Below are 26,593 nucleotides of genomic sequence, written 5' to 3' on the forward strand. Positions count from 1 at the left end.
TTATCACGAGGTCATCCCTGTCTCGGCTTCCTAATCTCTCTGGCCCGATCCATGAGTGTGGCAGTGGAATTACTTGTTTGGCCCTTTGCCTTTGTTACCTCCACTCCCGTTGCTGCTATCCTGCGGTGCTTCGGTGATAATGACCGTGGCGGTCGCACTCAGGTTACCGTCACTAATGCGGTAGCCGAAGCTGTCGCCCTTTCTGAAGTTCTTCGCTGGCGTAAATGTCAGGGTGCCATCGGCGTTGATCCTGACGGCACCTTTTGCCGGCTGTGATACAGAGGTGATTTGGATCCTGTCACCATCGGGATCGTAATCGTTACCGAGTACGGTGATGGTCACAGAGCTGCTTCCATCGCTGGTTGCATTGTCGTCGAGTGCTACAGGCGCGCTGTTGGTACTGGCGGCAGTGACATTGACGCTGACAGTCGCGGTATCGCTGCCGCCCTTACCGTCTGATACGGAATAGTTGAAGGTCTCGGTACCGGTAAAGCCATTAGCTGGTGTAAAGCGGATCGCTCCGGTGCTGGTGATGGTCGCGCTGCCGTTTACGCCGCTGATGGAGCTGATCGAGAGGCTGTCACCGTCGGCATCGCTGTCGTTGGACAGCACATCAATGGTCACAGCCGTATTCTCTGTGGTGCTCGCAGTATCATTCGTTGCCACGGGGGCTGTATTAACGGCTTCCGGGTTATCAACTACGTAGGTCACTGATCCGCTGGTGCTATAGGTGCCGTTAGCTGCGGCTGCGTTGATGGTGTAGAAGCCGTTGCTGCTGCCTGCTGCAGATGTCACGCTCAGTGTTGTACTGACGCTTTCGCCAGGAGCAGCAGAGAGGCTGGAATTGGCCAGGCTCAGGTTCCAGCCGGAAGGTCCACTCTTGCTCAGGTTGAAGCTGCTGCTGCTGCAGCCGGTGCTGTCATTATTGGTGACGGTGACGCCGTAGTTCACAGTGGTACCTGAGGTGACCCAGTTACTTTGTGCCGGGCTGAAAGCTATGCTCGGGTTGGTGCGTGTGCAGGTCGGTACGGTTGGTGCTTCACCATCGAGACTGATATCGACAACAGCCTTGGTACTATCGGTGGATACGGTTGTGATGCTGAAGCCACCATCCGGGCCATTAAATGTCTCACCAACCACCAGTGCGGGGTCTCTCGGGTAGAGCATTGTGGTGTCTGGAGTCATATCCAGCAGCCAGTCTGTGCCCGAGCCATAGACTGCGTGGATCACGACACCATTAGTAACATTTTCAGGATAAACAAGGCTACTGGTATAGCTCTTACCCAGAATGCTGTCATAACCAATGGGCTGGCGAAATTCTATGTAGTACCAAGTACTTATACCGGTGTCCGGGTTGGTGCTTTTCAGCACCTTCAGTGCCTTCGGTCGGCTGCTGGAGGATTGGCTCGACATGACATCGATTTCGTAGCGGCCACTTGACGTAATCTCGGTAATATCGGGTGAGCTTCCGTACTCTAGCCATCCCAGTACCTCTTTTTTGCCCGCATTGAAGTGAGCGGAAGGGGAGTCGCCCATCACATCGACCGTATTGCCATATTCTGCTTGGTTGCAGTTTGTCCATTTCTCGTTGCCCCAGGCTGTACTGGGGCTGCCGGAGCCGATGCTGCTACCGTCGCTGCAGTACAGCGAGTGCGCGTGGGTCAGGCCGAAGTTGTGGCCTAGTTCGTGCGCAGTGGTCTTCAGCTTCAGGCTACCATTGATGGAAGTACGCGTACCACCCACCTGGGCCGCGCCGCTGAAACCGCAATTTACGGCCGGGAAGACGTAAACCAGGCGGTCGTATGTGCTGATGTCATAGCCTGCTTTTTGAGCAACGGCATCCGCGGCATCCCAAAGATAAGTGCCGTAACAGACCGAGGAGTCGGTGGAGCTGATTGGCATGGTCATCCAGGACGTGACATCGCCAGCCAGCCAGCTTTGCCCGTAGGAGTTTTCCTTGTAGTAGTCACTGACCTGGTTGAACACCAGGTCCTGAGCGAACGCACGTGTGTAAGGCTCTTCTTTCCTGTCCTGAAAGTTCACCAGCATGACCAGAGTCTTCACTTCACCGAGGGAGTCGTTAGCGATGCTGCTGAGTGTGTTGTTGACGCTGCCATCGGCACCTGCGTAGGCAACCGGGTACTCGTCATCATTTTCACCACCGACGACGACCGAACCATTGATGGCGGGGACGTTACCCTTTGGGATCAGCAGCCCGTATGCAGATATTTCGCTTCCAAACGGAAATGACGGGGCTTTGCCTGCGAAATGAAGTTCGAAACGCTCGCCAAACGGCGTTTTCAGTTCATGCTTCAGGCGTGACATTTCAGGCTTTTCGAAATTGTCCAGGTAGGTCGATTCCAGTTCACCTTCCAGCTCAAGCTTCTGCTCTAGTTTCTCCAGTACTTCCGCCGGCATGCCTATTTGTTTCTCTTCCGGAATGGCCGCACCCAGTACAGCAGCAGGATTGCTTTCCATCAGCTCAAGCAGGAATGTACGGCGCTCTTCTGCCTTGGCAACCAACTGTTCCAATGCACGTGACTTGTCAGCACCTTTTGATTTGGCCCACTGCTTCTGCAAAGCCATCAGGGCCTGGGTGTGATCGAAGGCTTTCTGGCGAGCTTCTGCTGCCTTGGCGTTGGGCGCGGTAACAGCTGCATTGCCATGCTGGTGGGCATGATCTGCCGCTGCAAGGGCGGGCAGGGTGGTGAAGCCAAGTGCCGCGGTGATACCGGCGGTTATCAGTGAGCGAGCAAAAGTGCGGGGAGCTAGGCTCATGGATCTCTCCTGAATAGTGATAATCGGAGTGATCCTCCAGCGGCGGCAAGGGGCGCGTCTCTACTTCGGTAGTCCGGCCGGCCTTATTGGTACAAGCAAGGTTTTGCACCCAGGCTCCGTGACTTTGCGCCACCCGCTTATGCGAGCTTTGCCTTTTCGGTAGAGGATCAGTAATTCTTTTGTTCAACAGCCACTGCAGTTGGGCGGCGGCTTTTTTCTCTGCCCGGGTCAGTCAGCGGATAATGCGTTAATGTTTCATTAATAAAACAATTCTTCTTCAGTGTTACTTCCATGAACTGGAATGGTGTTATTTCAATGAGATAACGCGGTTTAAAGCTTGACTGTTTGTATAGGGCAGTTGTCAGCTTTTGTTCGAGGGGATAATAACAAGGCGTAACTGTCGAGTTAAGGGGGGATTTTATGTTAAGGTTTCATACATAAATAAAAGTTGAAACGCTGGCGTTACATAAACATATTTGAAAAGTGAATTTTTGTTAATTTGGTGAAACAAATATTATTGAAACTATCAAAAAATCACTGTTTTTGTCTTTTGTGAAAGACGTGTCTTTAACTATTTTGTTTCATTTTATGAACACATCGCATGAAAAATCGAGGCTGAAAATGGCTTAGATTATTTTGTTATATGTCTTTTCATGGTGTTCCTCACAGCATTCGTACACTTGCTGGACTATCCTTAGGTAGACCCGGCTGGCTGGGTATAGCAGGCGATAATGGGTGTTTCGAACCACTAACAGTCTCTTGGAAAACCTTACCGGATCTGCCCTGGCCAAGCTCTGTTTACAAAGTGATATGTAGGGAGTGGAAAGATGAATCTGCCAGCTTTGACTTCACGTATCTTCCTGAGAGCCCTTGGGTGCTTGGCTGCTGGAGTGCTGATGTTTATGCCGCCTGCTCAAGCAGATGAAGTATCAGAACCGGACCCGGCACTGGTCGAGCAGGTCAAAGCGGCCGTCATGCAGGAATTGAAGGACAGCGACTTTCTGCAGAAGGAGGTCGATGCTGGAATTGAGGCATATGTTGCCCGTGAAAGAGAAGCCCGTGCGAGAGCTCAACAGCAAGCCCGTCTTGAACAGGAAAGGCTTGCGGCCGAAAATTTACAGAATGTGCGGCGTTATACGGAGGGACGAGATCACCTCTATGGTGACCCGAAAGCCGCAATTACCCTGATTGAATACTCGGATTTTGAATGCCCCTACTGCAAGCGCTTTCACGCTACCCCCAAGAAGCTGGTAGAGCAGTTCGATGGCCAGCTCAACTGGGTCTATCGGCACTTCCCGCTTAGCTTTCATAACCCCGGAGCACAGAAGCAGGCGGAAGCCTCAGAGTGCATCTCTGAGCTGGGTGGTGATGAAGCCTTTTGGAGGTTTACAGACACCATTTATCAGCGCACTCGTTCCGGTGGGCGGGGCTTTCCTCTGAATCAGTTGGTTCCACTTGCCGAGGAGCTTGGGCTGGATGGAGCATCATTCCAGCAGTGTCTCGACAGTGGCAAATATGCCGAGCGGGTTCAGGAAGAGTTGATGGAAGGTAAAAAGCTGGGGATTACCGGTACCCCTGGCAGTGTTCTGGTGAACAATGTAACCGGACAGGCTGTTCTCAAAGTAGGGGCTCTGCCGGTGAGGGTATTTGAAGGTGAAATAAAGAAAATGCTATCTGAATCAACAGACACAGTCTCAGAGTCCACCCAGTAAGGTCTGCTTCTTCGATAAATTGTGCTTATTAACAGTGTGTGTTGAACGCACGGAATGAGTAAACGCCTGAGCACACCTGAAACATGAAGCCGTACGCTGGCAAATTCAGGTTCAGAAACACTAGGGTTTCTGAACCTGATGCGTAGATCTGGGTGTATGTTTCACCGCGCTGCCGTAGGGTGACACAATGAAAACATTGTATTTTCATAGGGTTACCATGCCATGAGGCGTTATTGTACGGCCTTGTTAACGAGTCCTTTCGTAACCAAATCGCCCCTTTTCTGATTATCTCAATACTTTCAATGGCTTATTATTTTGGCACAACCCTTGCCTCTAGGTAGGCAGCAGGATTGGGTACGGCTTTTGCCGCGTCTGAAACTGAAGGGGAGCGCCGGACTGCCATACCGCACTTTGTGTGTTCCCGTCGAAGGCAGCTTCTGCTCTGGTCACCGTATTGTCGGGAAAATCGTTATACGGCAATCAGCGAAATGGGCATTGGGACAGATTGAAGCCGCCGGATTCAGGGAGAGGAAACTAACCACCTGAAATCAAGGTACTTGATCCGCAAAGCAATACATGAGGCCTGATTTCGTTTCTAGCTACCACAGCATAAGGTTGGGGTGGCTTCGGAGGTGGAACATGCAAACGTTCGAGCTGTGTAAAAAGCTCCCGGCATTGTTGTTGGGAGCTGTTCTTGGTGCGGCATCGTTAAATGCGATAGCCGCGGATGAATTCCCTTACGAGGTTGATGGTGACAGTGCAGACAGTACTGCACCTGGTCCTGGAGCAGGGCCGGGCTCGCCGGGTGACTATGGTGATGGTATTTACGTCATGTCACCGCCTTCTGGTGAGGATGCCGATACCGTTTTCCTGCAGGAATGTGCGAAGGCAGCGGGGGATATCAGGCTGCCACTCAACGAGCCTGCAACCTCCAAGTACATAACAGAATGTGGCGCTGGTTGGGCCGGTGGGTTATTCAATACAGATTATGACCCCAATTCCGACTCAGCAACTAACGCATTCGAACAGGTATTTTACAGCGATAGCATGGAGGCTGACTGGACTCACCATAAAACCGACAACAAGGATGAGCGGCCAATCGGTGGTGCACCGGGCCTGGGTATGGGCGTTGGTGGCGACTCCAACACCTGGGAGTGTGTTCGAAAGTCGAACGTCACCAACAAACTGGACCTTAAGGAAGGTGTTGTTGCCTTCTACACTGATGCTATTGGCAATATCCATGCGCATGCTGCAGGTTCCCGCGACAGTAATGATGGTGAAGCGAACCTCGGGGTTTGGTATCTGAAAGATGATAATGTCGGTTGTGTTTCAAGCGGATCGGCAACGGCCTTTACCGGTACGCACCTTGACGGTGACTTGCTGGTGGTATCTGAGTTCAGCCAGGGTGGTGTAGTCGCAACCGTAAACGTATTCCGTTGGACTGACGGTGGCGACGGTATCCCCGAAAGTGGTGATGAAACCTTGCCGTTAATCTTTAGCGGGGCCAACTGCTCAGGCGCGCACGCTACCAGTGCAGCCTGCGGTGAGAACAACGAGGGCTTTAGCATCTTTCCTGCCTGGCAACCGGAAACCAGTGACTCCAATGCTACGGGCAAGGGTGGTAAGCCGCTGATTGGTGAGCTGCCGACGAACCAGTGGTCTGAAAACGTGGCGCAGATCATCGCTGCCGGTTCTGGTGAGTGCTTCGCCAAGGTGCTTGTCGAAACTCGTTCATCTACTTCGCTGTCTGCATCATTGCATGACTATGCGATCTTTGATGTGGATATCTGCGGTAGTGTGACTATCGAGAAGGTAACACTGGGTGATACCGGTACCTTTACCATTGAGACGACTACCCTTCAGGGTGGCAACTTTGATTTGACCACTACCGCCGTAAATACCCCCGCCAGTAAATCCTTTACTGATGTGGTGGCCGGTGATTATGACGCTACCGAAACTGTCCCGGCAGGCTGGGAACTGATCGGTATGACCTGTAGTGGGGATACCGATGGTGGTTCGACCTATCCGGTCGTATCACCAGCTAGCCCGATAACGGCTGGTAACCCAGGTACCTTCAATATTGATCTGGATATTGGCGAGAATATTACCTGTCGGTTCACCAACCAGGCGCTGGGTGAGGTTGCTGCTGTCAAGGATATCGTCAACGCTTGCGCTGATCCCGATGGAGGCCTGTTTACCCTGAGACTTGATGGCGTTGCCAAGGCTGAAAATGTCGGTGATGGCGGAGGGTTCGGACCTTTGCAGGTAACACCGGGAACCTACACCATTGATGAGATTGCCGGAACAGCTACTGACTTGGCTGACTATACCAGCAGTGTTACCGGGGATTGTGTCGATGCGGCTGGTACCTCCAGCACCGTCGATGTGGGTACGGGTGAGAGCAAGTCTTGTACAATCATCAACGTACGCAGGCCGACTGTTACGGTCAACAAGGAAGTTACCGGTGGCAGCCTGGCAACCTTTGACCTGCTTATCGATGACGGTAATGACGGGGTGGATTATGAGACCGAGGCCCAGGGAGATGGCGGCACCACAGGTGCTGTGAATATCACAACCGTGCTTTCGGGCTCTGGTGCAACTACCACTTACGGGCCGGTACTGGTTGGTGAGACTGTCGCTAATGGTCCGGGAAACACCGCCATTGGCCCAATCAGTGGGTTCCAGTCCTACTGGAGCTGCGACGATACCGGTGCAACTCAAGGTTCAGGCACCAGCGTGACAATCCCATCACTGTTACCAGGTGAACATGTAACCTGTACGGTTACTAACATCCCTGTTGCTGCAGCTGCCTGTACTCCGGGTAGTTAAGAAGTGGTTGCTATGGGCAATCAACAGTACTGAAACTGCGGCGGCCATAAGGCCGCCGCTTTTTTGTCGCCAGAAAATATTCGTCATATTTGAAATGGCGGCCTAGTCTTTAGTGGGAGTGGTGGCTGGCTTTGTTCCTGACAGATAAACAGGGGGAACTTATGAGCATACCGGGAGGTTCGATCACAGGAGCCCCTTTGCTTTTGGGGGCTACATGGCTGGTACTGATGTTGATGTATAGCCCTCTGGCTTCAGCTGAGCCTGAAAATGAAAGCGAGCTGCAAGCCGTTCACGCAGAGTTGAAGGCATTACGGGAGGAGCAAAATGCTGTTAGGGAGGAGCTGGTTCAGCTCAAGAAGATGTTGATGGAGTTGCAAAAGACTGACAGTAGCCAGGCAAAATCAGTAACACCGCCGGTGACCCCTTCATTGCCGATGGAGATGATGATTAGTGGCTCTCCATACCTGGGCAGTAAGGATGCGCCAGTGGTTCTGATCGAATTCACAGACTATCAATGCCCATTCTGCCGGCGGCATTTCGAGCAGACTCACCCGCGCCTGATAACAGAGCTTGTTGATACCGGAAAACTCAGGATCGTCATGAAAGAGTTTCCGATACAGAAGCTGCATCCTTTGGCGCCTAGAGTATCGATGGCAGCACAGTGCGCAGACGAACAGCAAAAATATTGGCCGATGCATGATCTGCTGTTTCAAAACCAGACCCGTGTTTCGATGGGTGATCTAAAAGCGTTTGCGGCCTCAGTCGGTATCGATACGGCTCGTTTTGTAACATGCATGGAAGAGGGGAGAGCGGCATCCCGGATTCGGTCCGACTTTGACCTTGGGGTGTCAGCCGGCGTGCGCGGGACGCCTTTCTTTTTTATCGGGGCACTGGATCCTGCAAACCCCGGGACTGTCAGGGTCGAACGCTACCTTTACGGTGCTCAACCATTTGATGCCTTTGCGAGAGAAATACAGTTCTTTTTGAACCGTTAACTAGCCAGCGTCAAAACAGGTAAACGCGGGAGCAGCCCGGAGGCTGATCCCGCGCCTATGCTGGTGGGTCAGGACTTCTTGCCTTTACCGTTGCCGTTGCTCGAGTTACCTGTGCTGCCGGTATTATCGGAAACGGAATCCAGCGAGATGGTCACCGTTGCTGTCGAATTCAGTTTGCCATCTGTCACGGTGTAACTGAAGGAATCATCAGACTTGAAGCTTTTGGCTGGTGTGTAGGTTAGTGTACCGTTCGCATTAATGCTGACACTGCCTTTGGACGCCCCAGATACTGTGGCAACACTCAGTTCGTCGCCATTGGGATCGCTGTCATTGCTCAGTACCGCGATGGTGACAGGTGTTCCCTTTGCCACAAGCGCACTGTCGTCGTTGGCAACAGGTGCTTCATTTGCCACTGAAGCATTGACCGTGACGCTCACGCTGGCGCTGGCACTCGCGCCCTGACCATCGGTAATGGTGTAGACAAAGGTTTCAGTACCGCTGAACCCGCTGGCTGGTGTAAAGCTGATCGAGCCGTCCAGATTGATGTTTGCGGTTCCGTTTACACCACTCAATGACTGTACAGTCAGGCTGTCTCCATCCGGGTCAGAGTCATTCGCAAGCACACTGATCACAACGGTAGTACCCTGTGTCGTTTGAGCGCTGTCATTCTGGGCTACCGGAGCACTGTTGGCTGGCTGAGATGCAACCACATAGGTAACAGTTCCAGTCGCTTCGTTGTTGCCGCCTGCGACGTTCACGGGGATATCGTAAAAACCGTCCGCCGCGGTTGATGCCGAGGTGACCGTGAAGCTGGTGCTGGCGGTCTCACCTGGCGCCAGGCTAAGAGACTGGCTTGCCCAGGACAGTCCCCAGCCGGTCGGTACTGCACTGTTCAGGCTATAGGTTGTCGCGGAACAAGCCTGACTGTTATTGTTTGATACAGTGACTAAGTAATCGACAGCCGTGCCTGGCGCGACCCAGTCGCTGCTATTGGGCGTCAGACTGATTGTCGGTGATGCCTCCAGGCATTCCTGAGGCCCTACGGTCACGGATACATTGGCCTGGGTGCTATCCACCCAGTTGGTAGTGATTTCAATGCCGGCGTTTGCGTCTACGAAGGAGCGACCAGCCTCAAGCGCGGGGTCAATGAAGTCGTAATAGCTCCCGGCAATGCTCTCAGGTGTCATATCCAACAGACGACTGCTGTCCCAAACTGACAGGTTGCCACGGTTGACCAATACACCATTCATAACATTTGCGGCATCAACCAACTCGCTTCCGGCTGAAATGTAGCTATCAAAGCCAACCGGCTGACGAAACTCGATGTAGTACCAGTTTTGCTGTCCTGTCGCAGCATCGGTGCCTTGCAGAACCTTGAGTGCCTTGATACCGCTAGTGCTGTCGGCATAAGGCGCGATGCTGTAGTCACCGCTGCTGCTGATGGTCAGCAGTTCCTGGTCATTCCAGCCCAGGCGCTCTTTTTGGAAGGCATTGAAGTGGCCTGTATAGGGGCTGCCCATAATGTCCAGGCGGTTGGCATAACCTGCGTTGTAACAGCTACCCTCGATCACATCGTTGCCACACTCCAGGCCACCAGAGTGCCCCAGGCCCAGGTTATGGCCCAGTTCATGTCCCGCAACATAGGGTGTCGCTGAACCGTTCAGCCATGCCCAGGAGTTGTAGCCGCCCACGGTTCCAAGGCCGGTCCAGCCACAGGCATTTTTGGGGAAGGCGTAGACCAGTCGGCGGTAGGCCGACGTATCAATACCGGCCGCAGTAGCGGCCTCGTTTGCAGCAGTTGCCAGTGCCCACTGGTCACAGGTTGTGCTGCTGATCGGCAGAGTGAACCAGCCGGCGACGTCGCCATTTAGCCAGGTTTTACCCTTGGAGTTTTCGAGGTAAAACTCATTGGTGGTGCCAAAGACCACATCCCGAACCTGCTCCTTGGTCCAGGGTTGCTCGGCTTTATCCTGGAAATTGACCATCATTACCAGAACCTTCTGCTCGCCATATGTATAGGCGCCTGCAGGAGGAGGTGTGCTGCTGGTACTGTCCGCTGTACAGCATTCGGCAGTAACAACGGATTCATCAGCAGCAACCAAAGCACCATCTGAGCCGTCACCAGCGGCGGCAAGCAAAATGCCATCGATTGATACAGTTTCACCGCTATGTAATTCGGTCTGCTTACCCGCTGTACGCAGCTCGAAACGTTCGCCGAAGGGAGTTTTCACAAAACGGCGCAGCTGGTGCGAACCATCCGCGTAGTCTTCGAAGAATACTTCCGACTCGCCGGTAATTTCGATTCTTTGTTCCAGACGCTCAGCAATCTCTTGCGGCATCCCCAGCTGATTGGTATCGGGGATGGCGACTCGCAGAACTTCTTCAGGATGTGATTTGGCAAGATCGAGTAAGAAAGCACGGCGTTCTTCCGCCTTGGCTTTCAGCTGTTCCAATGCGCGTGACTTATCGGCTCCCTTTGCATTGGCCCACTGCTTCTGCAGAGCCATCAGTGCCTGGGTGTGGTCGTAGGCTTTCTGACGGGCTTCGGCAGCAGTGGTTGACACTGCAGAAGTAACAGCCTGTGCGTGCTGATGTGCAAGGTCTGCTGCTGCGGAGGCGGGCAGGGAGGTGAAGCTTAGTGCCGTGGCGATACCAGCGGTCATCAATGAGCGAGCAAAAGTGTGCCGATCAAGGCGCATGGATCTCTCCTGAATATTGATAGTCGGAGTGATCCTCCAGCGGCGACAAGGGCGCGTCTCTACTTCGGTAGTTCGGCTAGCCTTTCCGGTACAAGCGATGCTTTGTAACCATCCGGCCCCGTAACTTTGCGCCACCCGTTTATACGGGCTTTGCCTTTTCGGTAGAGGATCAGGAATTCATGTTTTTACAGTCATGGCGACGCGTCATGACCGCTTTTAATATGCCTTGAAAACCCTGCAGTATTGGGATTAAGGCTTCATTCAGAACAACACTGTATGGCTATCTTTACAGCCATGGTGAGATAAGTGTTATTTCTGTGAAATACTCAACTTGGTGGCAGAGAATATGTATAAGGCCTGGAGCATTTCTCGTCGAAGGTAATAATAACAAGCTGAATACTCTGCGTTAAGGGGGATGGTTTTTGTTAATTATTCTTACACTCATATAAAATGGTTCATTTAAGTTACAGTAAAACTTCCTATGATGTTATTTGTTAAATTATTGAAACATAAATTACTGTTTATTTGGAGGCTGGTTGGTTTTTGGTTGGTTTTTGGTAACAGTTAAGAAATAAAAGTGTATCGATGAATTTACAAAATTCTTCAAAGCTGTCTCTGATTTTTTTAGAATTTTTTGTTATAGATTGTTAGTCCAGAGTGGCTGAAGGGGGCATTGCCCAGCCAAAGAGGTACCTAGGGAACCTGTGATTAAGTTCCAATTTCCGTGACTACCAGCAATCACCGCAACTGAGCCTAATTTAGGCGTTACTATCCTGTACTTGTCCATCGACGAGCAGCCTTTTCAGGCACTTCAGACGGATTAACCCTGCGCTCGCAACATCTGATCTACACGCACGACATTCGCCAATGCAAATAGCATCGCCAACTTGCCGTCGTTTTTCATCAGTCCGCGATAACGTGCTTTCACAAAACCAAACTGGCACTTGATGATCCGGAAGGGATGCTCCACTTTTGCCCGCACACTCGCCTTGAGATATTCGGTACGGATTCTGACTTTGTTGATGCGGGGATGCTTTTTCAGAGCTTGGAGTGTCCCCCGGTCTTTCTGCGATGTGCCAATCAGCTCGAACATGCTTCAACTCATCCCGTTTCTCCGCGCCACGGTATCCCGCGTCCGCGAAGATGAAGGCCTCATCACCATGCAGTACATGACCGGCCTGATTAAGATCGTGCTCATGAGCCGCTGTCGTCGTGAAACTGTGAGTGACTCCGGTTCGCGCATCAACACCGATATGCGCCTTCATTCCAAAGTGCCATTCATTGCTTTTCTTGGTCTGATGCATCTCCGGATCACGCTCGCCGGCTTTGTTTTTGGTCGAACTCGGAGCCTCAATAATGGTGGCGTCAATCAGCGAACCTTCTTTGAGCAGGACACCGGCTTCCGATAGCAACTGGTTCACCTCTTCAAAAATCTGGCGAGCTAAACCGTGCTGTTCCAGCAGGTGCCGAAACTTCAGAATGGTGGAGTGATCAGGTATCGCCTTGTCCAGTGACAGGCCCGCAAAGAGTCGCATGGATGCGATCTCGTACAGTGCATCTTCCATGGCTGGATCACTCAGGTTGTACCACTGCTGCATACAGTGAATCCGAAGCATCGTGGACAACGGGTACGGTCGGCGACCGTTGCCTGCTTTGGGGTAATGAGGTTCGATAACCGCTTCGAGACGGGCCCATGGGATTAGCTTATCCATCCGCCCCAGAAACTTCTCCTTACGAGTCTGACGGCGTTTGTTGCTGAACTCGCTGTCAGCAAAGGTGAGCTGCTGATCCATCCAACTATCCTCAATGTGCCTGAGCAGGGGATTGTCTCATGCGGGGGACTTGTTCACATGTTCCCTAGATCTCTCTTTTCCTATCGGCAGTAACAGGGTTTTCTGGCTGTTACGCATCCTGAAATCGTCCTGATACTCAATAGCGAACGATTCTGGTGGCGTTCCTGGTTTGCGCTGGCAATGCAATATTTCTTCAAGGGGCGCCTGTCTGAATGAACTTGCTAACGGCCTTTTGATAGACCAGATGATCTATTTCATAACCCTGTATTTGATCTTCAGGGTGTACCGAGTAGCGATGTGATCTCGTGCTTTCGGTAAGACTTCCTGATCGTTCGCTCCACTCCAACACGTTTCAGAATCTGGACAAACTCCAGCAGGGCAAAGCGTGAACTGCGTTTCGCCTGTTTTCCTTTTGTATCATTGCTGTACACAGGGTAGCTCAGGGTATTCCTGATCCAATTTCAGCGAATGATTAGACATGATCTGAACACTGATCCCGCCTCTCGTTTCAGACGGTTAACAAAAATACACCTTCAAAGTCGCTTCGACTCAATTAAGTTCTATATAAATCAATTGGATATGAGGGTGGCACGTCTATTGCCTAGATCAGATTACAGCTGCGTATAGCAGGATCCAAAAGCATGGACATGAGACACATGGATATGGCAGCTGTTCGCAGCAGGTAACTCTTTGCAGAGTGGATAGCGAGGGAGCAACGCCAAATGCATATCGATCATCAACCGAGTGTGGGAATCGGACACAGCAAGAGGCATTCGCTACTGGCAAGGTTCTTCAATGTTTCATTGTGGGATCTCATTGGATGTGCTCTAGCCTGTATTTTGGCTGGCTACTTGCTTGCGTTGCACCTGGGGTTGAGCGGTACGTTCGAAAAGCCTGACAAGACCGAGTTGATTGAGGACCGGAAGGGATTACAAGCCTTGCCTGGTTCAGCATCTGGCCCCGGTTCTCAGCCCGCTTCAGAGGGTTTGGATCAACAGGCTTATCAACAGATTACCCGCCTGCAAAATCAAAAAATTGGCGAGTCTCCTGAGCAACTGCTCAATCGACTGGCGTCCTATCAGGGGTTGTCACTTTGGGGTATCTCGGATCTGGAGGTTAGTCGCTTTCAGGATGATCTGGATCGTTTGAGGGCGTTGGGAGTGTCTGCTTTACCTGCCATCAGTGCCTATTTAATGGACAGCAGTGATGTGGACTTTAACTCGATGGGGCTGGCATCGCGTTTTGGTTATCCAACCCTGCGTCTGGCGCTTTTTTCCGTGCTGCATGATCTTGGTGGAAACCAGGTAGAAAACATCTTGTATCGAGAGCTAAAGGTAACGCAAAAGCCGCATGAGATCGAAGTAATTGGCCGATTTTTAGAGGATTATTCTCCTGGTTTATATGCCTCAGAGATTCTAAGGTCTGCGCGTGAAAGTTTTGACTATACGAAGAAGAACGGAAATTCTGACGTTGATTTGGGGCCTCTTTTCCAAGTGTTTAGTCAGTATGGTGATGCCAGGATGGCCGATGATCTGGAGGATATTTCGCAACTTAGATGGGGTAAATATGGTGCTCTAACCCTGTCTAACTTGCCTGATGGAACGGGGCTTCCCGTGTTGGGAAGGTGGGTTTATCAGGAACCTAAGGGTAATGTGAGTTCCGAGTTCTCACTTCTGGTATTGGCACAGTCTTCCGAGTATCCGGTCGCGCAGGAAATTCTGGTTGATAGTGTTTCGGATGGCCTGATACCGGATTCAAAGTGGGCTCAAATTTCTCAGTTAATTGAAGGTAAATATCATTTTCAATTTGAGCCACCAGATGAGGGGCTTATAAGCGCAATAAGAAGTAATACCAGTTATTACATTACGTCTTCTACAAAATATACAGCAAAGACCCCAGGAGGAGGACAGATTGTTTACGGAATTAGAACCGGCTCATCGACATTGAGTTCAGAGCAAATACGCCTTCGCCTGGATCTTGTTGATGTTTTGAGAACGAAAGTTGAAAGCGATATAGGACGTGAAGAATTGAATAGAGCCTATCAAACACTTATTCAATTGGAGCGTAAAGGGGACAGGTAGTATGCAGGAGGCTTGAAAGGTCCCGGCGTCATTTAATGCGGGATAAGTGAATAGCCTTATCAATGGAGGGGCTAAAGATGAAAGCAAATAGATTGAGGAGCACGATCGGTTGGTCTCTTATGGGGGCCATGATTCTTGTTCCATCAATAGCGTTGGCATCCAATTCCCAAACGCTGGGAATAAGTAATTTTGAAATCGACGATGATGCCAACTTTCTTGTTGATCACTCTTCGCCATCAATCGACTGGGAGTCCGGAGTTGGAGCGGGAGTCACCGTGTTTGCAGATGAGCCGACGGGCAGTGGTGACAATTCATTTAAGGGGGGGACCAAGGAGGACACCGTTGACCCCAATACGACAACCGGCAGCATTCCAAACAATAAAAGTGACTTGAAGCATTTTGGTTATTTTCAGGAAAATATTGATGAGACCCATGCTTACCTTCACCTGATGTGGACGCGTGTACAAGATCCATCAGGTACGACTTTGATGGATTTTGAGCTCAATAAAGGCGAGGAAGGACTTTACCCGGAAACATCTAACGGTGATCGGTTCCCAGTTCGTATGGCAGGTGACTTGCTGATCGAATACAAGCTGGCGCAAGGTGGTGTTATGCCGGAGTTGTTCTTGTATGAATGGCTTGTAGAGGCTGCCGACGGTGCATGCGAAGCCAGTAATAGCTATCCCTGCTGGGGGAATCGGACAAGCCTTGCCGGTAATGCGATAGGCTCGATTAACAGCTCTTCAGCAGACAGTGACGGAGTGCTGGATACGAATGGAAACTCATTAGGTACTCTTGATCCTTATACGTTCGGTGAAGCCAGCATCGACCTCTATGCCAGCGGGATTTTTACAGTCGGTGAGTGTGCATCCTTTGGTTATGCATCTTTGAAAAGTCGATCATCTGATAGTTTCAGTTCACAGATGAAGGACTATATAGAGTCCAAGCAGGTAAATATTTCTAACTGTGCAAATATTACGGTCAAGAAAATAGATGACTCTGATCCGGCTAGGGCATTGGATAAAGCGGAGTTTACGCTTTATTACGACCTTGGCGTTCAGGGTGAGTATGAGCCTGGCACGGATACAATGGTGCCTTCATCAGTAATCACCAATCCCGTTGAAACGGATGTAGAAGGTTTTGCCGAGTGGAAAGATGTATTTGCAGGATTCTATTGCGTTGTCGAGACCAAGGCGCCAACTGGTTATAGCAAAGCCGATCCAGATTGGTGGTGCTTTGAATTGACCGCTGATCAGAGCCAGTATCACGAGTTTGTTAACCCTCGGATTCCGGGCAAGATCAACATCGATAAGACCGATGAAACCGGTGTCTTGTTGGGTAATGGATGGGTCTTCACCCTCCATGAAGATAACGGAGGCACGCCAGGTGCGGCCACTGCATTCTCCTGCACCACAACGGCCGGTGAATGTACCATCCAAAATATCCTGCCACCGGGCACCTATTGTGTGGTTGAAACCACCAATCCGGAACCGACCAAGTACGGTGATGCCGATCCGCAATGTGGCAAGGATGTGACCCTGGGTGGAGAGCTGAGTCTGGTGTTCGTTAACCCGCGCAAACCGGGCAAGATCAACATCGACAAGAAAGATGAAACCGGTGCCTTGTTGGGTAATGGATGGGTCTTCACTCTCCATGAAGATAACGGAGGCACGCCGGGTGCGGCCACCGCATTCTCCTGCACCACAACGGCCGGTGAATGTACCATCGAAAATATCCTGCCGCCGGGCACCTATTGTGTGGTTGAAACCACCAATCCGGAACCGACCAAGTACGGTGATGCCGATCCGCAATGTGGCAAGGATGTGACCCTGGGTGGAGAGCTGAGTCTGGTGTTCGTTAACCCGCGCAAACCGGGCAAGATCAACATCGACAAGAAAGATGAAACCGGTGCCTTGTTGGGTAATGGATGGGTCTTCACTCTCCATGAAGATAACGGAGGCACGCCGGGTGCGGCCACTGCATTCTCCTGCACCACAACAGCAGGTGAATGTACCATCGAAAATATCCTGCCGCCGGGCACCTATTGTGTGGTTGAAACCACCAATCCGGAACCGACCAAGTACGGTGATGCCGATCCGCAATGTGGCAAGGATGTGACCCTGGGTGGAGAGCTGAGCCTGGTGTTCGTTAACCCGCGCAAACCGGGCAAGATCAACATCGACAAGAAAGATGAAACCGGTGCCTTGTTGGATAATGGATGGGTCTTCACTCTCCATGAAGATAACGGAGGCACGCCGGGTGCGGCCACCGCATTCTCCTGCACCACAACGGCAGGTGAATGTACCATCGAAAATATCCTGCCGCCGGGCACCTATTGTGTGGTTGAAACCACCAATCCGGAACCGACCAAGTACGGTGACGCCGATCCGCAATGCGGTAAGGATGTGACCCTGGGTGGTGAACTGAGTCTGACGTTTGTTAATCCAAGACTGAAGGGCGCGATTCTGATTACCAAAACCCGCAAGCATGCGGCCGATGGTGCAGGTGACCATCCTCACGAAGGTATTACATTCACCATCGAGGGCGGAGAGCTCGCGGCAGGCGGTGTTGATGTTGTTACCAATGCCTCAGGTGAAGCTTGCTACGACGGACTTTTGGTGAGCAGCCTTGTGGGTAACTACTCGGTCACAGAGACAGTGCCTGGAGGGTATGTGGCTGATGGGGATGAAAGCAAGGACGTCTCGGTTACCCTGGTATCGAGCTGTGATGATGGCAATGAAGCCACTGTGAGCTTCAGTAATACACCGCTGACTGACATCACCGTTTCAGTCGACTCCCAGGTTGATGGCGGTACAGCTTCAACTATCAAATGTGTTAAAGGCACCGATCCGGCAGCTGGTGATGTTGTGGCTTCCGGCGCAACAGCCGCAAACGGCGACGGTAGCGCTACTGCAAACGATCTGCTACCGGGGTATTACACCTGCACAATCTATGTAGACCCCTGAGCAGCACTAATCAGTTACAACTGATGGAAGGGCGGGATTTCCCGCCCTTCGTTTTATGCATATTACCGCGCGGTTACCTGAACAGTTTCGCTGGTGCTGACATTACCTGCTGCATCAAAGGCACGAACTTCCAGATCATAGATGCCCTGACGCTTGGGAACGCGCCATCCACATTGATAATATGGAGAGACTGTTCCCCAATTGGGCGACGGGCGGTTTGCACTGCACTCGACCTTACCGTCAATCAGATAGTCAACCTGGGTAATGTTGGAGTTGTCCCAGACATGTCCCTTGATCAACGTATACCCTCCCTTGGCGATCAGGCTGCCATCAGCTGGCGATGTGATTTTCGCTGTCGGTGCAATAAGGTCTCGCTCCAGCGGTACTGTCTGGCCGAGCAGTTCTTCTACGATATCAGCATCGGTTTGGGAAACATGGCCGTCTGCATTTAGATCGAAGCGGCGCCACACGAATACGTTTTTGTAAAAGTATTCCTCATCGCCCGGGTTGGGACTGATATGTTCAAGCGGTATGCCGTTTCCTTCTCCGAGGTGCAGCAAGATCAGGCCCAGGTCCGTCTCGTCAATCACCCCGTCATCATTGAAGTCAGCTGGATAGCTATCCACTTCGTCATGTGCTGTCATTGATGAAGCTTGGGCACGCAGGTAGTTGGGGCCCCATAGTTTATCCATTTGGGACTCGCCGTCGATGGAGCTGATATAGCGTGTCAGGCTACCCATCGTATGCTCAAGCGCATCATTCCAGCCATCCTGGTCAGCATCCGCATTCACGCACCGGCTGTAGTAATAGCTTTCCCAATCGTTCTCACTACGACCGTCTGCCTTGATGTTTTCTGCCACGGTATCACCAACGTTGGTAATCGTAATGGTGTAGTAGATGTTTTCCTGCTTGTAGCTTGGGAACATGCACAGTTGTGCCGTATTCCCAATAACGGGGGCAACGACTGCTTTGCCCGTTTGCTCGATATCTGAACTGGCATAGTCGCGATAGGGGACGTTACTGGACAGCTCAAGTTCGGAGCCGCTCCAGGAAAGCTGTACGCTGATAGCAGCCGGATGGTAAATGCAGGCCGGATATTTTGGTGTGAAGGAAAAGCTTTCACCGGGTTGGAGGCTGCCGAGTGCTTCCCAGATCAGGTGATCATCTTCACCCAGACAACTGTTGTCGCCAGACAGGTTACGAAAGTTGTAGTTCTCGACTTTCAGTGTCATGGGGCTGCTGGCAGTACTGCTGTTGTCGGTAGTGGTGGAGTCCTTGCCCTTGCCGGCCGGCTTGGCGGCCATAGCCGGTGATGAGGCCAGCAGGGCGGCTATGGCGATGGCCGGGAGCGCTTTACGTGCTGTGTGTAAACCAAACGTTGCACGGGGTAGAGGGCTTGAAACCTTCTGCATGAAGTCTCTCCTGAAAGATGTAAATTCAGTCAGATCCTCATGCGAGCAAGCACTTGGCAGCAGAGTATTCTCCTTCGGTAGCCTGGCAAGCAGGAATCAACCTGCCCATGGCTTTGCGTGGCTCACAGGAGCCGTGCCTTTTCGGGAGAGGATCTTGAAAATCAGTCGACCAGCACAGTCGGTGTTACACAAGGGAGGCAGCAGCAATCGAAAATGCATCATCTTGTATAGATAAGAGACAATTTCTTACGAGCCGAGCGCTTCAATCTGCCTCTACTGGCCGGTTATGTTTCATCTATGTGATTAAAAAGTTGAAGTGAATAATATCAGGGAGAATGCGTTAACTTAATGGGACTTCTTTGAGCGGTTTCAGGCAACTTTAAATTTATTAATACACTTTATGTATCAAAAAATTTACAAACACTGAAATGGAAAATTGAGTGTAAAATTTTTGATAAGAAAGGAGTTTTTTGTCGCGCATGTGTATTCTAAAAATGACACCTGTTATTGAAGTGTATCGCTGGGTTTGCAGGAGTGGCTAAATCAGGATGAAAAAAAATCTTATAATTTGTTTTCGTTTTTTCCGTCAATTTCATCCCAAAGCGTTATAAGCCCGGGAACGGTCTCTGTTGGTTCGGTGGGGAAGGATGGCTTGCGTCGCTGCCAAGTGGCAGGGCTTTTGTGGCTGGGGGGCGCTGACATATCGGTACCCTGTTCGGCAGGCTGGTCCGACAGGCTATCCAGGGGACCTTCCGGACTGCTCCGGATGAGACGGTGGTTTGAAAATGCCTTGCGCAAATGCTTCATGACTGCAGCCTCGCCTTAGTCTTTAGCTTTCAGCAGGTTTCGGACCAGAATACGATGACTGCTTTTATTTCAGTGCCTTAGCTTGCTTTAACCAAGATGGAAGAGTAAAGGGAAGAGTAAAGCTGTAAGCTGAAGGCAACAGCTGACTGAGCGGGGGCGGCTCAGTCTCAGTGCTGCGGAGAGCCCTTGTGATGGTGCAGGTGGTGCTTCTCCATCATCCGGTAGAGGGTAACGCGGGAGACCTCCAGTACTTTGGCTGCCTTGGAGACGTTATTCTTGCATTGGGACAGGGTGTGCTCGATAACGACGCGTTCGGCTTCGGCTCGGGCTTCTTCCAGTGTTTTGAGCTCTTCCTGAGAAACCTGCGATGTCACCAGGCTGCTTTCCAGGTTCAGGTCCTGCGGGGTGATCATGTGATTGTCGCTCATGATCATGCCGCGCCGTACCCGGTTGATCATTTCGCGCACATTACCTGGCCAGGTATGCCGGTTGATGGCGTCAATCGCTTCCTGAGTGAAACCTTTAAGCTGTCCTTTATGGTCACCGGCAAACTTGTTGAAGAAAAAGCGGGCCAGCAGTTCCTTGTCCTCGCCGCGCTCGCGCAGCGGCGGTACCTTGATGTTGAGAACACTGAGGCGGTAGAAGAGATCCTCTCGAAAGCGCCCTTCCTTGACCGCCTTTTCCAGGTCGATATTGGTGGCGGCAACAACGCGGGCATCGATCTCAAGTGGCTGGTTGGCGCCCAGCCTTTCGATGGTGCCTTCCTGCAGAAAACGCAGCAGGTGCGCTTGCAGGTTGGAAGCCAGGTCGCCCACTTCATCCAGAAACAGCGAGCCCTGGTGAGCCGCTTCGATCCGGCCGAGCCGGCGCTGGCTGGCGCCAGTGAAGGCACCTTTTTCATAGCCGAAAAGCTCGGACTGGATCAGGCTTTCCGGCAGTGCGCCGCAATTGACGGCAATGAATGGGTGGCCCTGTCGGCTTGAACGCTGGTGGATGGCACGAGCGATCAGTTCCTTGCCGGTACCACTCTCACCAGTAATCAGGACAGTAGCATCGGTTTGGGCGACCTTGCGAATTTGCTCGAAGATATCCAGCATCTGGGGGCTGGAGCCGACCATCTCGAACGGATTGTCACTTTCCAGCTTACGGCTTTCCAGATGTTGCAGGTGATAGAGCCCGTACGCATGGCCGAGGACGATTGACAGGTGGTCAAGGTTGTCACCCAGTGGCAGCGAACAGTAATCATAGAAGTTTTCGAACAACATTCGGCGCAGGCCAATGTCCTGCAGCTGTTCTGGCCAGATGGCTGCGATCCACGCGACCTGATGGTGCTTCTGGAAAAAGTGGATCAGTGCTTCGTTACTGCTTTCATTATTCCAGTCAAAGCAGGCCAGTCCGACGATGAAGGGCTCGGCCTGCAACAGGCCTTCCGCTTCTGTCAGGCTATCGGTGCGATACAGGCGCCAGCCCTGAAAGCTGGCAGGCGATAGCTCAGGGTGGGGGCGACTTGACAGGTCGATCAGTATCAGGGGCCGTTCCGTCTCTGGATATTTACGCTCCTTGGTATCGTGAATATTCATGTGTGTCACCTCGGTTGGTTTACAACCTGATTCAGAGCTTGGACTACACTACTGCAATTGTAGTCACACTGTATGAAAAGCGGCTGTATTTATTGTCAATCAAACGTTTGAATGCCTGCAGCATATTCATGTTGATTCACGGTTATTACAGCTGAAAGGGGCCACGAATCGGGTCAAAAGCCACTATAGTTAACCCAGGTTGGCAGCCAAGAGGCGGACATGTATATGTACTGTGAATACTTTGGTTTGCGCGAGCCGCCCTTTTCGATCGCGCCCAATCCGCGCTATCTCTACATGAGTGAGCAGCATGAGGAAGCCTTGTCTCATCTGCTGTATGGCATTGATGCCGATGGTGGCTTCATCCTGTTGACGGGGGAGGTGGGCACCGGCAAAACGACGTTGTCACGGCGTTTGATTGAACAGCTGCCCGATACGACGGATTTTGCCCTAATCCTTAACCCTCACCTTCAGCCTCAGGATTTGCTGCAGGCCATTTGCGATGAGCTGCGCCTGACGCCGGACCCCGAGCGGCCGTTGTCGATGAAATCGTTGTGCGATTGCATCTACCGTTACCTGTTGCAGCAGCACGCCCAGGGGCGAAATACCCTGTTGATCATCGATGAGGCGCAGCAACTGCCGTTTGAGTCTCTGGAGCAGCTGCGTTTGCTGACCAATCTGGAGACCAGCGATGCCAAGCTGCTCAAGGTGGTCCTGCTGGGCCAACCGGAACTGCTTGAGCGGCTGGCACAGGATGATCTGCGCCAACTGTCCCAGCGCATCAGCGCCCGTTTTCATCTGGGTCCTCTGGCTGAAGCGGACCTGCCGCATTATATCCACCATCGCCTACAGGTCGCGGGCCTGAATCGTCCCGTGTTTCCGCCGGCGACATTGAAATATCTGTACCGGCTGTCGGCGGGTTTGCCGAGGGTGATCAATCAGATCTGTGACCGTGCACTGTTGGGTACCTATGCCCAGACCCGCAACGAAGTCAGTGTGGAAACGCTGGAGAAGGCTGCGCGCGAAGTATTGGGCCAGGTCGAGACTGGGCCGGCAGCCGTTAGTGGCCGCCGGCCACTGTACTTCTGGCTGGTGATGGCCTTGCTGGTAGGGTTGCTGGGCTGGGGCGCCGGTTTGGCGGCTTCGCTGCTGTTCACCGGTCAGTGGCAGTCCTTGCAGCAGCTCTGGCATCAGGATGAGCAGGCTCAGGAGATGACCGATGCCGAGCGGTTGGCGATGCGAGCCCAGCTGTTCCCCTGGGAGAAGGTTGTAATCGAAGAGCCGACCGAGCCGGTACCGCCGGAGGGCGTGCCCGAAGAGGAGCCGGAAACTCGGGTAGCCGTTGGCCTGCCAGCACTGATGCCGGTATACGCGGAAACGATCGACGCAGGGGCTGAGCCGGATACAGATCCAGCAGCCTCTGTGGCGGCGCAAAGCTGGGAGGATACCGATCGCTGGTTGCCGCCTGCGGACCTTGATCTGGCTCAGGTGCAGGCCTTTAGAGGCTTGTTTCAATACTGGCAGCTGGAATATGACCCGCGTGCTGAACCGGTAGTGTGTGAATTTGCCGAGCGCCAGGGGCTGGGCTGCCTGACACTGGACGGGGACCTGCAGCTGCTGGAACGGCTTGACCGTCCCGCCGTGATTACGCTGAAGCATCGTCAGCAGGCTTATATGGCTTTGCTGACAGCGCTGACGCCTGATGGCGCTCAGCTCAGGGTTAATACTGAAAGCCGCACTGTGTCGCGTGAGCTGTTGCAACAACTGTGGGGCGGGCAGTTTACGCTGCTGTGGCAACATCCGCCGGGGTATCGTCAGCCGCTCTGGCCCGGCGCACAGGGCGATGAGGTGGTTTGGCTTAACCGCCAGCTCAACCAGCAGCTGGGCGGGCGTAAGGATGCGCCGCTGAAGTCGCGCTATGATGCCGATCTGTACCTCAGGGTAAAGGCGTTTCAGCAGCAGCAGGGTCTGGAGGTGGACGGAGTTGCGGGGCCGCTGACACTGATCCGGCTCAACAGCCTGGTGTTGGCAGACCTGCCACGCCTGCGCGGCTAGGAGGCGGTCATGTCCTATATTCATGATGCACTCAAGGCTTCCTCCGAGCAGCGCAAGGCCGCTCAGGTAGAAAACGGGGCCGCTACGGCTGTACCAACGTCAGCGGCGAAGCCGGCCAAAACGGGCTGGTCGCTGGGACGTATTCTGCTGATCCTGCTGCTTGGGCTGCTGCTGTACTGGTTCTGGCGTTTTCCGGACCAGCAGTCGGCAGTGGCGCCTGTTGTGACCGATGAACCCGAAGCTGTAACCCTGAAACCCCAGACACCTGAAGCCGAGGAGCCTGACCTTAGCGGGGTCAAAATCGCCATCCGCAAGGAGCCTGCCAGGCTGCCCACACCGGCGCGCCCCGAAGTGGCTGAATCTCGGAGCGTAGCCCCTCCCGCTAGCGTTGAGCCGCCTGGGGCGCCCGAGCCGGTCGAGACTGTTCAGCAGGAGGCGGTCGAGCAGGATCCCTATGCCGGTCTGCCTTATTTGCGCCAGTTACCGGTTGAGCAGCAACGGGAGTTGCAGGGGATTCGCTTCAATGTGCATATCTATTCGGATGAGCCTCGCTCGCGACTGGTCAAGTTTGAGGATCGGGTATTGCGTGAGGGAGATTTTGTCCGGCCAGGCGTGCGCATAGTGGAGATCATCCCACGGGCGGTGGTGCTGCAGTATCGCGATACCCGTTTCAAGGTGCCGGCACTTTAAAGCCTATGGGGGAACACTGGATCCAATATCGGCTTTGGCTGATATACTCCGCGCACTGATTTCAGTGACAGGAAACATCCGATGTACTCGCTCAACCTTACCCCAGCGTTCTACGATACCGATGGCCTGGGGCATATCAACAACACCCGTGTGCCTCAGTGGTTCGAGGCAGCCCGGAACGAACTTTTCCGCATTTTTACACCTGACCTGGACTTGAAAAAGTGGCAGCTGATCATGGCCCGTATCGAGGTGGACTACCTCGGTGAGCTGTTTTACGGCCGGGATGTCGAGGTGCGCACCTTTGTCTGCAAGATCGGTAACAGTTCCTTCACTGTGCTGCAGGAAGCTTGGCAGGACGATAAGCTGGCGGCTCGTGGCAAGGCGTTCATGGTACGCTACGACTTTGCCAACGGTCGAGCCTTGAGTTTGACTGACGAGCAGAAGGCTATGCTAGACGTGCACTTCAAGGCGGCTGACTGAGCGGCCACTTTTCCCGATAACATCTGGACCACAAGGAGCGTCCATGTCCGAGTCCAATTCGTTAACCTTTTCTGCCGGTTTCAAATGGCTTATAGGACTGGCTTCGCTGATGGTCATACTGGGTGCCCTCAAGATCGCCGAGGCGGTCGTGGTACCCATGTTACTAGCGATATTCATCGCGATCATCTGTGCACCCCCACTGGCCTGGATGACGTCCCACCGGGTGCCTCCCTGGTTGGCGATCATGCTGCTGGTGTTCGTGTTGATGATTTTCAGCTGGGTACTGGTGCTCTTTGTCGGTTCCGCCATCGATACCTTCACGCTCAGGCTGCCGACCTATCAGGCACGGTTGCAGGATGAAGCGGTCAAGCTGCTGCCGTTTCTGGAACGGCTTGGATTGCCGGTCACGCGTGACCAGTTCCTCAATCACTTTAACCCCGGTTCGGTCATGCGTCTGGCCGGCAATGCGCTGACCAACCTTGGCGGCCTGCTGACCGATCTGATGCTGATCGTGTTTGTGGTGATCTTTCTACTGCTGGAGGCGACTCTGCTCGGCGACAAGCTGCACAAGGCGCTGCCCAATGCCGAGCATTCGATGGAGCAGGCCGGTGACTTCGTGCGTAAGGTGAATAAATACCTGGTGATCAAAACCACGGTCAGCCTGGGCACCGGGAGCCTGATCACCCTGTGGTTGTGGATCTTGGGGGTGGATTTCGCACCGCTGTGGGGGCTGGTCGCAGCATTGATGAATTTTATTCCCAATGTGGGTTCGATCATCGCGGCGGTGCCCGCAGTCCTGTTGTCGATCGTGCAGCTGGGATTGCCGGATGCAGCTTTGGTGGCATTGGGCTATATCGCGGTTAATGTCCTGATGGGGAATGTGCTGGAGCCACGTTACATGGGGTCGGGGCTGGGATTGTCACCGCTGGTGGTATTCCTGTCGTTGATAGTCTGGGGCTGGATGTTCGGCCCTGCGGGGATGTTTCTGTCGATTCCACTGACCATGATTGCCAAGATTGCACTGGAACAGAACCCGTCGACCCGTTGGGTGGCCATTATGCTGGGTAATTAGGAATAGCCGGTAGGGTACGAGCGGTATGGTGCTGATCAACCCCTACCTCACTGAAAAGGGATGTCGTGAAGGATTCACCCATGTTGCCGACTGAAAAAGTATTGCTGGAAATCAAACGCTCTCCCTTGGCTTTGGGCAGTGGCCTCAGAGACCTGAGCATCGCGCTGGTGCTGGGGTGGTTGAGCTGGCGGGCGTTGGTGCAGGTGCCGTTCTGGGACAGTTGGTGGCTGGTGTGCGAGTATCGCAAGCTGGCCACTCGTTTCCTGTGGGAAGGAGCCGGCATCCCGGCAAGCTGGATCGCCGGTGCATTGGGGCTGGTTGCGCTTTGGATAGCGTTGAGCGCCTTGCGTCATCTGGTGACGGAGCTGAGCCGTCGCTATCGCCTGACCGGACAGCGCGTGTTGGCACATACCGGTGTGTGGGGGCGTAAGGTCGATCAGTTGTACCTGCTCAGCATCGATGGGGTGTCACTGGAACAGAGTCTCTATGGGCGTCTTTGTGGTCATGCCAGTCTGATTGTTGCGGGGCGGGGCAATAATCAGCTGAGATTCGACTTCGTTCGTCGTCCTGATGAGGTTCGGGACAAGATCGACCGCTGCGTGCTGGCGCGACGCAGCAAGACGCAAGCCTGACGTTGCTGCTTTCTG

15 protein-coding genes and 3 riboswitches are annotated in these 26,593 nt (G+C 52.9%); of the genes, 10 read left to right on the top strand and 5 right to left on the bottom strand.

All coding sequences use genetic code 11. The features are described from left to right. Nucleotides 1-69: 69 nt before the first annotated feature. Nucleotides 70-2,778, bottom strand: a complete 2,709-nt coding sequence (locus ABD013_RS09130; protein ID WP_343805069.1) for an Ig-like domain-containing protein — start codon at nucleotides 2,776-2,778, stop codon at nucleotides 70-72. A gap of 64 nt (nucleotides 2,779-2,842) precedes the next feature. Beyond that, a riboswitch (cyclic di-GMP riboswitch) is annotated at nucleotides 2,843-2,941 on the bottom strand. Nucleotides 2,942-3,605: 664 nt separating this feature from the next. On the opposite strand from ABD013_RS09130, the gene ABD013_RS09135 reads away from it, so the two are divergent. The 3 genes from ABD013_RS09135 (at nucleotide 3,606) to ABD013_RS09145 (ending at nucleotide 8,314) form a co-directional block, all read left to right on the top strand. Next, nucleotides 3,606-4,490, top strand: coding sequence for a DsbA family protein (locus tag ABD013_RS09135; RefSeq protein ID WP_343805071.1), 885 nt, complete (start codon nucleotides 3,606-3,608; stop codon nucleotides 4,488-4,490). Between the two features lie 639 nt (nucleotides 4,491-5,129). Continuing rightward, nucleotides 5,130-7,319, top strand: coding sequence for a prealbumin-like fold domain-containing protein (locus ABD013_RS09140; protein WP_343805074.1), 2,190 nt, complete (start codon nucleotides 5,130-5,132; stop codon nucleotides 7,317-7,319). A 161-nt stretch (nucleotides 7,320-7,480) separates the two neighbouring features. Continuing rightward, entirely contained in the window at nucleotides 7,481-8,314 is an 834-nt protein-coding gene (locus ABD013_RS09145) for a thioredoxin domain-containing protein (protein ID WP_343805076.1), read from the top strand. Nucleotides 8,315-8,382: 68 nt separating this feature from the next. On the opposite strand, the gene ABD013_RS09150 is transcribed toward ABD013_RS09145, so the two are convergent. Both ABD013_RS09150 and ABD013_RS09155 read right to left on the bottom strand, forming a co-directional pair. After that, complete coding sequence (locus tag ABD013_RS09150; protein ID WP_343805078.1) at nucleotides 8,383-11,013, bottom strand: Ig-like domain-containing protein; 2,631 nt, start codon at nucleotides 11,011-11,013, stop codon at nucleotides 8,383-8,385. Nucleotides 11,014-11,076: 63 nt separating this feature from the next. Beyond that, a riboswitch (cyclic di-GMP riboswitch) is annotated at nucleotides 11,077-11,178 on the bottom strand. A 655-nt stretch (nucleotides 11,179-11,833) separates the two neighbouring features. Beyond that, a protein-coding gene (locus tag ABD013_RS09155; RefSeq protein WP_343805080.1) for an IS5 family transposase occupies nucleotides 11,834-12,806 on the bottom strand; the annotation gives its coding sequence in 2 pieces (ribosomal slippage) (nucleotides 11,834-12,070 and nucleotides 12,072-12,806; 972 coding nt in all). Nucleotides 12,807-13,528: 722 nt separating this feature from the next. On the opposite strand from ABD013_RS09155, the gene ABD013_RS09160 reads away from it, so the two are divergent. Next, on the top strand, nucleotides 13,529-14,887 hold the full coding sequence (locus ABD013_RS09160) for a hypothetical protein (RefSeq protein WP_343805082.1): 1,359 nt from the start codon (nucleotides 13,529-13,531) through the stop codon (nucleotides 14,885-14,887). Nucleotides 14,888-14,964: 77 nt separating this feature from the next. After that, entirely contained in the window at nucleotides 14,965-17,853 is a 2,889-nt protein-coding gene (locus ABD013_RS09165) for an MSCRAMM family protein (RefSeq protein WP_343805084.1), read from the top strand. A 62-nt stretch (nucleotides 17,854-17,915) separates the two neighbouring features. Here ABD013_RS09165 and ABD013_RS09170 read toward each other — a convergent pair whose 3' ends face one another. Together ABD013_RS09170 and ABD013_RS09175 are read right to left on the bottom strand one after the other, a co-directional pair. Next, nucleotides 17,916-19,265 carry an Ig-like domain-containing protein gene (locus ABD013_RS09170; protein WP_343805086.1) on the bottom strand — a complete coding sequence of 450 codons (1,350 nt, stop codon included), beginning with the start codon at nucleotides 19,263-19,265 and terminating at the stop codon, nucleotides 17,916-17,918. A gap of 73 nt (nucleotides 19,266-19,338) precedes the next feature. Then, a riboswitch (cyclic di-GMP riboswitch) is annotated at nucleotides 19,339-19,413 on the bottom strand. Between the two features lie 826 nt (nucleotides 19,414-20,239). Beyond that, nucleotides 20,240-21,652: a sigma-54 dependent transcriptional regulator gene (locus ABD013_RS09175; RefSeq protein ID WP_343805088.1), complete on the bottom strand. Its 1,413-nt coding sequence runs from the start codon at nucleotides 21,650-21,652 to the stop codon at nucleotides 20,240-20,242. Between the two features lie 219 nt (nucleotides 21,653-21,871). On the opposite strand from ABD013_RS09175, the gene ABD013_RS09180 reads away from it, so the two are divergent. The 5 genes from ABD013_RS09180 to ABD013_RS09200 all read left to right on the top strand — a co-directional run bounded on the left by ABD013_RS09180 (nucleotide 21,872) and on the right by ABD013_RS09200 (nucleotide 26,578). Beyond that, nucleotides 21,872-23,704, top strand: coding sequence for an AAA family ATPase (locus tag ABD013_RS09180; RefSeq protein WP_343805090.1), 1,833 nt, complete (start codon nucleotides 21,872-21,874; stop codon nucleotides 23,702-23,704). A 9-nt stretch (nucleotides 23,705-23,713) separates the two neighbouring features. Then, on the top strand, nucleotides 23,714-24,394 hold the full coding sequence (locus ABD013_RS09185; RefSeq protein ID WP_343805092.1) for a general secretion pathway protein GspB: 681 nt from the start codon (nucleotides 23,714-23,716) through the stop codon (nucleotides 24,392-24,394). A gap of 81 nt (nucleotides 24,395-24,475) precedes the next feature. Beyond that, nucleotides 24,476-24,874 carry an acyl-CoA thioesterase gene (locus ABD013_RS09190; protein ID WP_343805094.1) on the top strand — a complete coding sequence of 133 codons (399 nt, stop codon included), beginning with the start codon at nucleotides 24,476-24,478 and terminating at the stop codon, nucleotides 24,872-24,874. Nucleotides 24,875-24,917: 43 nt separating this feature from the next. After that, a complete protein-coding gene (locus ABD013_RS09195) occupies nucleotides 24,918-25,946 on the top strand; it encodes an AI-2E family transporter (RefSeq protein ID WP_343805096.1) in 1,029 nt (342 codons plus the stop codon). Nucleotides 25,947-26,026: 80 nt separating this feature from the next. Beyond that, nucleotides 26,027-26,578: a PH domain-containing protein gene (locus ABD013_RS09200; RefSeq protein ID WP_343805098.1), complete on the top strand. Its 552-nt coding sequence runs from the start codon at nucleotides 26,027-26,029 to the stop codon at nucleotides 26,576-26,578. The last annotated feature ends 15 nt before the right edge of the window (nucleotides 26,579-26,593 follow it).

This window comes from Marinobacterium maritimum, assembly GCF_039523155.1.
Classification (GTDB): domain Bacteria; phylum Pseudomonadota; class Gammaproteobacteria; order Pseudomonadales; family Balneatricaceae; genus Marinobacterium; species Marinobacterium maritimum.